Annotated in this window: 12 protein-coding genes; all 12 read right to left on the reverse strand. The window is 31.7% G+C overall.

Going from position 1 to position 9124, the window contains the following annotated elements; translation table 11 throughout:
* On the reverse strand, positions 1–765 hold a 765-nt coding region (locus AAC053_RS12500), incomplete at its 3' end, for a methyltransferase (protein ID WP_339757165.1).
* A gap of 454 nt (positions 766–1219) precedes the next feature.
* Positions 1220–1762 (reverse strand): hypothetical protein, encoded by a 543-nt coding sequence (locus AAC053_RS12505; RefSeq protein ID WP_339757168.1) that lies wholly within the window; start codon positions 1760–1762, stop codon positions 1220–1222.
* 198 nt (positions 1763–1960) lie between these two features.
* Positions 1961–2527 carry an AraC family transcriptional regulator gene (locus AAC053_RS12510; RefSeq protein ID WP_339757171.1) on the reverse strand — a complete coding sequence of 189 codons (567 nt, stop codon included), beginning with the start codon at positions 2525–2527 and terminating at the stop codon, positions 1961–1963.
* Between the two features lie 181 nt (positions 2528–2708).
* Positions 2709–3416, reverse strand: coding sequence for a PepSY domain-containing protein (locus AAC053_RS12515; protein WP_339757173.1), 708 nt, complete (start codon positions 3414–3416; stop codon positions 2709–2711).
* Between the two features lie 59 nt (positions 3417–3475).
* Positions 3476–4723 (reverse strand): hypothetical protein, encoded by a 1248-nt coding sequence (locus tag AAC053_RS12520; RefSeq protein ID WP_339757176.1) that lies wholly within the window; start codon positions 4721–4723, stop codon positions 3476–3478.
* A gap of 57 nt (positions 4724–4780) precedes the next feature.
* The gene (locus AAC053_RS12525) at positions 4781–5368 is read right to left on the reverse strand and encodes a DUF2911 domain-containing protein (protein ID WP_339757179.1); all 588 of its coding nucleotides are present in this window, start codon (positions 5366–5368) and stop codon (positions 4781–4783) included.
* A 10-nt stretch (positions 5369–5378) separates the two neighbouring features.
* The gene (locus AAC053_RS12530; RefSeq protein ID WP_339757182.1) at positions 5379–5861 is read right to left on the reverse strand and encodes a nuclear transport factor 2 family protein; all 483 of its coding nucleotides are present in this window, start codon (positions 5859–5861) and stop codon (positions 5379–5381) included.
* A gap of 18 nt (positions 5862–5879) precedes the next feature.
* Positions 5880–6431 (reverse strand): potassium channel family protein, encoded by a 552-nt coding sequence (locus tag AAC053_RS12535; RefSeq protein WP_339757185.1) that lies wholly within the window; start codon positions 6429–6431, stop codon positions 5880–5882.
* A 594-nt stretch (positions 6432–7025) separates the two neighbouring features.
* Positions 7026–7589 (reverse strand): DUF3347 domain-containing protein, encoded by a 564-nt coding sequence (locus AAC053_RS12540; RefSeq protein WP_339757187.1) that lies wholly within the window; start codon positions 7587–7589, stop codon positions 7026–7028.
* 23 nt (positions 7590–7612) lie between these two features.
* A complete protein-coding gene (locus tag AAC053_RS12545; RefSeq protein WP_339757189.1) occupies positions 7613–8065 on the reverse strand; it encodes a heme-binding domain-containing protein in 453 nt (150 codons plus the stop codon).
* Positions 8066–8067: 2 nt separating this feature from the next.
* A complete protein-coding gene (locus AAC053_RS12550; RefSeq protein ID WP_339757192.1) occupies positions 8068–8808 on the reverse strand; it encodes a DUF3347 domain-containing protein in 741 nt (246 codons plus the stop codon).
* A 29-nt stretch (positions 8809–8837) separates the two neighbouring features.
* Positions 8838–9124, reverse strand: a 287-nt coding sequence (locus tag AAC053_RS12555) for a DUF302 domain-containing protein (protein WP_339757194.1), incomplete at its 5' end; no start/stop codon positions are given.

Genomic DNA, 9124 nt, shown 5'->3' on the forward strand with positions numbered 1-9124 from the left:
ATCATGTAGAATATTACCCATTGTAATTATATCAGCTTTAGGAAGGGCTTCGTTTAAAAAGTTACCCGATTGTGTAGATATTCTATCATTTAATCCCATCATATTAATGTTTTCTCTAGCTATAGGTTCTACTGGTGGCAAGTCAAATGAAACACAAATCATATGTTCATTATACTTAGCTACTTGAATAGCAAGATTTGCTCCTGCTCCTCCTACGTCACAGAGTGTTTTGTATTTTGTAAAGTCAAACGTTTTAGAAAACATCATAAAATTGCCCAATTGGATGCCTCCCATAGCTTTTAAGAATTCCCTTAATTTTTGCTCATCAGCATATAGGGCTTCAAAAATGGGAATTCCACCCGTTTTCGTTTCGTTTTGGGGTTTTCCTGTTTTTAGTCCTTCTTCTAGATTGTTCCAAAAAGGATATAAGCGATTATTTGCCATTTCAAGCATTCCACCTATGTAGCTTATTTTATTCTTATCGAGAAACAAGTTCGCATCTTCTGCATTACTATACATAGAAGTTTCCTTTATCCCACTTCTTTTTAGAAATCCTAATGCAACTAAGGTGTCTAAGAAATCATAAAGACCTCTGTTATGTAGGCCTAATTTTTTCTTAATATCTTGCCCTGATAGTTCTCCATTTGCTAGATGTGTAAATAATCTCATATTTACTGCTGTAAGCAGTGATTTTGATGCCCAAAACCCCAAACCAATTTGCATTATTTTAGAAGGGTTTACTGGGTTTACTTTCGTTGTTTCCATCTTAATATGTTTTAATTATTAAATTGATTTCGTATCTTGTTTTCATTGTCCTTGCTAACAGTTTGTTTGTGGTTAGCTATGTTGACTAACACCACTAATTTACTAAATACAAACTAAATAGAAAATCTGAAAGACACGAGGCAGCAATTTCCGTAAGCAAGCATGTACAAAGTAATTCATTTCCAACACTTATCTGTTCTTTGTAGAAATTATTGAAATCAGCTGTAAATAAAACCTATGTAGAGAAGTGGTTTAATGATTAATAATAATTATAATAAATACAGCATTTGTACTAATTGTTTGGTCACTTCAGTCTTCTTTAGCAATTAATTCTGTTGTCTTTGCGTACACTGCAGATAGTTTTTTTTTGGTTTCAAGTATGATAACTGTCTCCTTAATCTTATTTGTACACTACTAATTTCAGAATAAGGTTCATATCTTTTAAAACAAATAGCTATTCCATTTTTAATACTAGCTGAGCAAACTGTACATCAATAGTTTTATCAATACCCTCAATTAAGGAGCCTAAACCTGTATCTGATACTAAAATATGTCCTCTTGCACTAATTAAACACGATATTGCCATCCCTTGTTCTATATGAGTAATAGTTGCATTAAATTGCGACTTGTAGGATTTCTCTTGGTATGTAACTGTTACGACCCAATTGAAATCAATTGGGTCGTGTCGTTTTGAAAAAAAATCTTGAGATGGGATAGTACCCGTAAACTGAAGTATTATAGGGTCTTCTTGTTTTTGTAAAATGGTATTTATTTCATCAGCTTCTGTAGATAAAGTTTTCAGGTTAAGGACACCTTTTAGTACATTTGAATCATAATCAAGATATAGCGCTAGCTTATGACTTTCTGCCTTGACGGTTTCATTGTTTATCAAAGTCATCATCTCAATGTGACCTCTTTCAGTTTTATAAATTTTTTGGGCTGTAACCTCACAAAATGTCATTAAAACGATTGTTAGAGTAAATAGTTTTGTTTTCATGTTTTCATATTTATTGTTTTTTAATTGTAACATGTAACATCCATATAATCATTGTCCTCTGGTATCGAACTTTTAGTTATGGATGTTTCATAATATTTGTTTTTGTTGAATATTTTTTACACATAAAATTTCTAAAATTGACACTCATACTTTCAAAAAGTATCAATTATTATGAATCTACTTTTTATTAATAAATTCTTAAATTTCATCCAAATATGTTCTGTTTTTGTTTGTGCTTTTTTTGAATTTGGAAGGTGTCATTCCAGTAACCTTTTTAAACTGATTACTCAAATACGCAACACTACTATAGTTAAGCCTAATAGCTATTTCACTCAAGTTTAATTCGTCATAAACAATGAGTTCTTTTATACGTTCTATTTTTTGATTGATGATGTATTGCTCGAACGTAATACTTTCAACAGACGAGAAAAGAGAACTTAAGTATTTATAATCAAGATGTAATTTTTCACTAATATGGTCTGCCCATTTAATATCCAATTCGTCAAGCGAGTGATGGATTTTATCGACAACCAAAGTTTTCATTTGCTCGATAAGCTGGCTTTTACGGTCGTCAATCAAGCTAAAGCCAGAATTTTGTAGTGCTAGGGAAAAAGCATTTTTAGTGCCCTCACTTAATGGCGTTGTCAATTCAACCTCACCTAATTTAATTGCGCTAAAGGGAATATGCAATTTCTCCAGAATAATCGTCACTGCCGAGATACATCTTGGACAGACCATATTTTTGATGTGGATTATAGTATTCATTTATTTTAAAACAATTTTATTCCTGCTTTTGAAAGGGAATAATAATAGGCCATAACGGCTGCTAATATGACAATAATGATTATTGCTAGGATTCCAACAACTTTATCCTTTTTGGAAATACTACTTTTCTGTTGAGGCCTACTTTTTTTATTCTTTCTTCTAACTCTTCTAGTTTCACTCACTATTTTTTCCGTTTTACAATTTTCCTTATCGTTGGTGATGATGTAAACCAAAGTAAAAAACCGCTTAACACTGTTATTAAACCTAATAACGAGAATGCCCTTAAAACGATAGTGTTAAAATTGTCTCTTCCTTCATAATCCATAGTATGTGTCATCCATAAAAAGTCGAACCAACGCCAATTGCGGTGTCTTACGGTTTGAAATTTTCCGTCGTTAACAGAAACGTACGCCTTAAGTGCTTCATCATTATCATAAGACATCACATAAGCTGGCAATAATCTCTCACGATACTCGTGCTTTTTATCAACTTCACTAATTAATTTAATGTCAATGACCTTTAGGGATTTGTCCATAAACTGATTGGCTACATATAATGCTTCACGTTCTGTAATCCCCTTTTTTAATTCTCCGTTTGATGCGTTGTAGAGCTGATTTTTATTTATCCAATAATATGGTATATTATCTATATCTCTCATTTCAATAGTCTTGATTCCTTTTGGTACATCTATTTTAGAGGGACTGATAAGATTATGGAACCCTTTAGGTTGGTAATGAGAATTTCTAAACTGGTCGCCGTGAATATCGTCAATATCCGTCCAACTAAAATACAAGCCACTAATAGTCCACATCAAGAATTGAATGCCAATGAAAAGGCCTAAATAGCGATGGGTTTTTCTAATTTTTAGTGCTGTGTGCCTGTTTACCATTTTTTATTGTTTTTATATAGAATAATTACAGATATAATTTGTTTTTTTTCAATATTAAGTCAAACAGATTTTGCTATTTTATCCATTATTGAAAGGTCGGTCCCGAATTTACAAATCGCATCACAATGGGTTTTTAATTCAGAAAACAAAATATATTTTATATGTATTTCAGAATTTTTAATTACTGGTCGATTTAACTGCTGAATGACATCTTTTTCTCGTTTGTTTGGAATGATGATATAAAAAACCTCATCACCATCTGAAATACTAAAATATAAATCGGATAATCTTAAAATTCCCGAATAAATACTGGTGCTTTTTTCAACTTCAAAAGCACCAATAATATTATTGGTTCCTTTTTCAAACCACAGTACATCAATGAGTTCTATTGTGGTTTGGGTTTCCTTATCGCAAGGCGGAAGCTCTGGGAATGTATTCATTGAAATAAATGAAAAACTTTGACCACCAAAAGATTTACTTTTATCGTTTCTGGCTGGTATGACATCGAAACCTAGGGAAATTCCAATTTTTAACAAATGATACTGCATTTCGTCATGAAGCTTTTCTTCTTGTTTTTCTTCTTGGATTTGCTTTTGTCGTTTTACAATATTTTTTTCAAATTTTATTCTTTCGGTTTCACTTAAATATTCGTCACTACCTATCAGCATTTTTTGGGCACCAATTTCGAAAAGCAATCCAGCTATTGCTCCTAAATCATTAGATAATTTCGATTTATTTTTAGCATTCGTTTCAATTAAGGTTTCTCTAACTTTAAGGTATTCTGTCCAACTCCCCAGCTTCTTTTTGTCCTTAAACAGAACATTAAATCCTTTTAATATAGCTGTATTAAATGGTGGAAACCAGGTTGGATGCAAAAAATATAAAATACTTGCTACTGACGGACCAAGACCTTTTATTTTGAGAGCATCTATCGTTACAATTTCCTTTACAACTTGTTCTTCTGTTTTGGCATTAATACAATTTTCCAGAAATTGACCGAAAGCTATTTTATTATTTTGATTTTCATAAATATCAGGAATACGCAACTTTGGTTTCCAATAAAAAGGATGCGCTACACCCGCAAACACTTGTTTTTGCTCTGCTATGCAACTTAAAACAAACTCTAAACTACTTTCTTTAAAATCGTTTGGAAACGTTTTATTTTTAATATCATCAATGACTTGTAAAACACCTCTTCTAATAGTTCTAAACGCTTTTAATCGTTGGTCATTGTCAACAAACCAAGTATTATAAACACTTTCTGTGTCGGTTTTATACTGATGGATTATTTGCGTTAAATTGCTCATTATTGATGTTATTATTTTTAATTTCTTGAAGAAGAATTCTACTTAATGATTTACCATTTATTGATTCAATTTAAAGTTGAAACTAACTAACACCTTTTCCCAAGCCAATGATATAGTACCTTCTTTATCATTAATTTTATCGACTTTATACTCCAAATGTTCTGTTATTTTATCTGAAACCCTTGGTAAAACTTTAAATCGCAGAACATCATCCTTTTCATCATACTCATCTTTTCCGTGTTGGTCCCAATTTGAATTAAAAATAAGAACCCATTCATTTTTTGATGGAATAGTGAAAAAACCATATTTTCCGGCTGGCAATACTTTACTGCCAATAATTAAATCTTTGTTGGTTTCTATCCATGTAGCCTTATGTGCACCAGCTTGCCACACCTGATCGTAAGACAATAATCCGCCAAATACTATTCTATCCCTAACTCCAGGCGATGAATAATCGATATGAATATGAGTATCACCAACCATTTCCATAGTTGAAGTATGTGGACTTAGTACTTTTTTTGGCGACTTCGTAGAAATTTTAGTTTTTGATTGTTCTATAATTGTTTTTGTTTCTTTTTTTTCTTGTTTACAAGACACAAAAAGAAGAGTGCATAACAATAGGCTAAAAGGGATATGGAGTCTCATAGGAATTTTTTTATTTTTTATTTCTTGAAGAAGAATGCGTCTTAATAATTTTCCATTTTCCCTCTAATTTCTTTAGAATGGAAGTCGCTACTCCTTTCTTAGCTATTGTTCTACCTTCTCCTTTCTCATTGGGATTTAATACAATGGTATAAACATAGGTTTCTGTGGTAAATGCATAAGCACCATCAACCTGAACATCAATTTTATAATCTGAAAAAGTGAAGCTTTTAAAATGTCCCAATTCTGGACCTAAATGATGCTCTATATAATGCGCATAAGATCCTTCTACCCCTCCCGATTCAAACACCTTTGAATCCTTTGTAAACAACTCAAAAGTTCCTTCAGTCGTTAAGTTTTGTAGTGCGTCCTTGTAGGCTTTCATTACAACGATAACATCTTCTTTATCAGTAGTGTCTTTACTATTCTGTGCAGTGGTAAAATTGACTGTTGCAATGAGAACAGTTACTAGTGTAATTAATTTAAGTACTTTCATAATTATTGTTTTTAAGGGTTATTTATTAACATGTATTCTATTAATATTCGCAATGCCAAAAACCAAAACGAAAAAGCTCAAAAAGACTTCTAGCATTACTATTACTTTTCCTGAAACAGAAATAGGTACGATATCTCCAAAACCTACTGAAGAAAAGGTGATTAAACTAAAATATAAAAACTCGAAAAATAGTCTAATATATGAATTATTTCCTGTGAGTGATGTTTTAAAACTATCAACATTCAAAACATATAGGGCGTAATAATCGAATGAGAATGACAGCACGATTAAGAGAATTAAAACCCCAAAGAGTGTTAACACGTGACTAAGTTTATGGCTTTCTCCAATTATTTTACTTAGCTGAATGAATGTAAGACGCACAATAAAAAAAGTTTTTATAAATGCCAATACAACTATGATATTAGATATGATTGGATGAGTAACATTAAGTGATGTAAAAAAAACATAACTAAGCGATATAACGACAACCAAAGTTGTGGTTAATAAAAGTTTCTTAAATAGCTGCTTGTAAAAACTATTAAATGCAGGTATGTCAATTATTTTTTGCATTAATAACACCTATTTTTTATCAAATAATTGAAGAAATAAAGCTCCTAATACTATAAGCGCTATTACCGCATAGAGCAAATAATTTAACCATTTTCTTAGACTAGTCTGTTGCGTTTTTTTATCACAATCGCTTTTACAACATTCTTTCATAAACTCTGTTAGTTTTTATGTTTTGCTTAAAACAATTTTACACGTTAAATAAAACCTGAGAATGAGAAGCTTGCTGCTATTAACCAATTTACAAACCAAAATGCTTACTTCTCATAATCAAGTAGTCTTTTTCTAAGCTTCTTTTCTAAAGTTTTTGTTTTGCCAGACAAAGGAAGAGAGATACTATTAATCTACTCTTAGGGGAGAATTCTCTCTCCCAATGTACAAGCTGCTATTAACCAAATCAACTTTTATTTTTCAAATTTATTGTGCCTAACTAGGGAAGGGGTTAACACTAACCATCAACATTTTCACCCTTCCCAAACTAGGACTTTTCTAATACCATAAAACGGAAAGTTTTAACTAATAACCAATCAATAATGAAAAGTTTCATTTCCTTTTTATGAATTAGATATTTCATTCACCTACCTAAATGGTTTTATATTATTTATTAATCTCCTTTTGTACTTTTCCACATTTAAGCATTTTACTACCATAATATGGATTTCTTACTTCATCACTTGTACTTAGCCAAGCACTACCTTTATCGTACATTGGGCAAAACTGCTGATATAAAGTGTTTTTTGTTCCGGTAATATCTACCATATCCATTATGTCTTCACTTAAGGTCTTAAAATGCTCACGTTGATGATCTATAGCGCTTTCTGAAATATGTTCTGCGTGTTCTGTAGCATCTTCTATGATATCAGAAAGTTCTTCTTGCTGTTCTTTTGTATAACTGCTCTTATCAAAAGCTTTAAGTGTAGCTACTAGTTTAGTACTTGCGTGTGCTGCCTTTTTAGTGTCATCTCCTACTAAAGCATCTTTTAAATCGAAGTAATCACTAAATATAGCTTCTGCATTTGCATCGCTATTTTTATTCATCATTTTACTATGATCCATTTTCATGTCTCCATGATCGTGTTCCATTTTTTTCTTTTCCTGTGCATTAGTAAAAGTAACTGCTAACAATAATACTGCCGCGATACTCATTTTTAATTTTTTCATTTTTTTTGTTTTTTTGGATTTATTTATAAGTTCTCAATTGTTTTATCAACCCATTGTATAACTAATTCTCTTTCTTTTTCTGAAAGTTTCGCATCCTGGTGAATTATAGTATAAGATGATAAAGGCATTTCATTATCCCTAATTTGACTTGCAATAGATTTTAATTTGCTTTTTTGACGTCTTCCAGAATAATCCCCAAATTCATTAAAATTTAATTCAGACTTTCCTTCATCGATGTGATTTTCTAGCAACCACGCTACAGGTTGTATTTTATTGTACCAAGGATAGCTAGTATTGTTACTATGGCAGTCATAACAGGATGTTTTAAAGATTGTTTCAACTTGCTTTGGTACGTTATAAATTACATGTATATCAGTAATTGGTACAACATCACTTTGATTGCGCTTTGTAGGGATGAATTGTATCCCTACAAACGCTATTAATAATATTATGCCTACTTTTTTAACAACTTTCATTATTAGTTTATCTGTTGTTGTATGTTTCCACAAGTTGACATTTTACTCCCCATATATGGGTTTTTAATTTCCTTTGTTTCGCTTAACCAAATAGCACCTTTTCCATTTGATGCCATAGGGCAAAAATCTTGATATATGGTTTTTTCTGTACCAATTAATGCAATTAAGTCGTTTATATCTGTGCTCAATACCTCAAAGTGTTCTCTCTGGTGATCGAGAGGGCTTTTTACAATATGTTCAGCATGTTCAATTGCACTTTCGGCAATTTCCATATACTCTTTATGGGTTTCACCTGTTAACGTTTTCATGTCAAATTTTGAAAAGGCTGCAAGTAATGCTGTACCTCCTTGTGCGGCATTACCTTTACTGTCGGTAACTAAAGCATTTTTAATTTGAAAGTAAGCATCAATAATTGGTGTCGTTGCTGCATTTTTTTCTGTACTCATTTTAATATCCCTTGCATCGATAGTTTCATCAGCATTGTCTTTATCGTGGTGCCCATCACTGTTATCGTGGGTCGCTTCTTCATCATGATGCCCATCACTGTTATCGTGAGTCGTTTCTTCATCATGGTGTCCGTCACTATTGTCGTGATTCATTTTTGAATGATCTTCATCAGTGCTCATTTCAGAATGATGTTCATTATCATTATCGTTTTCTTTTTTGTTTTCTTTACAAGACAATGTCGTTAGGGTTACAAATGCTATTGCTAAAATCCCTGTTGTTACTTTTAAATTTTTCATTTCTATTTGTTTTAGTGTTAATTTTTTGTTTAAAGTTTTTCAATTACATTTTTAAGCTTAGCAGTTATTTCATCGGCAATTTCCATCAATTGCTTGTTTTCTACTGCCATCATAGAAGCCATCGGGTTAATAGCTGCTACTTCTACAATGCTAGGATTAATTTCCTGAACAATTACATTGCATGGTAACATGGTGCCAATCTTATCTTCTGCCTCTAATGCTTTATGTGCATAGGGCGGATTACAAGCCCCTAAAATCCTATATTTTTTAAAATCTATATCCAATTTCTTTTTTAAGGTTTCTTTTATGTCTATTT

Origin of the sequence: uncultured Winogradskyella sp. (genome assembly GCF_963975125.1) — a bacterium.
Lineage (GTDB): Bacteria > Bacteroidota > Bacteroidia > Flavobacteriales > Flavobacteriaceae > Winogradskyella.

Excerpts from the sequence above, each read along its gene's own strand:
- AAC053_RS12505 (WP_339757168.1), bottom strand. The coding sequence starts at position 1,762 with ATGAAAACAAAACTATTTACTCTAACAATCGTTTTAATGACATTTTGT.
- AAC053_RS12510 (WP_339757171.1), bottom strand. The coding sequence starts at position 2,527 with ATGAATACTATAATCCACATCAAAAATATGGTCTGTCCAAGATGTATC.
- AAC053_RS12515 (WP_339757173.1), bottom strand. The coding sequence starts at position 3,416 with ATGGTAAACAGGCACACAGCACTAAAAATTAGAAAAACCCATCGCTAT.
- AAC053_RS12520 (WP_339757176.1), bottom strand. The coding sequence starts at position 4,723 with ATGAGCAATTTAACGCAAATAATCCATCAGTATAAAACCGACACAGAA.
- AAC053_RS12525 (WP_339757179.1), bottom strand. The coding sequence starts at position 5,368 with ATGAGACTCCATATCCCTTTTAGCCTATTGTTATGCACTCTTCTTTTT.
- AAC053_RS12530 (WP_339757182.1), bottom strand. The coding sequence starts at position 5,861 with ATGAAAGTACTTAAATTAATTACACTAGTAACTGTTCTCATTGCAACA.
- AAC053_RS12535 (WP_339757185.1), bottom strand. The coding sequence starts at position 6,431 with ATGCAAAAAATAATTGACATACCTGCATTTAATAGTTTTTACAAGCAG.
- AAC053_RS12540 (WP_339757187.1), bottom strand. The coding sequence starts at position 7,589 with ATGAAAAAATTAAAAATGAGTATCGCGGCAGTATTATTGTTAGCAGTT.
- AAC053_RS12545 (WP_339757189.1), bottom strand. The coding sequence starts at position 8,065 with ATGAAAGTTGTTAAAAAAGTAGGCATAATATTATTAATAGCGTTTGTA.
- AAC053_RS12550 (WP_339757192.1), bottom strand. The coding sequence starts at position 8,808 with ATGAAAAATTTAAAAGTAACAACAGGGATTTTAGCAATAGCATTTGTA.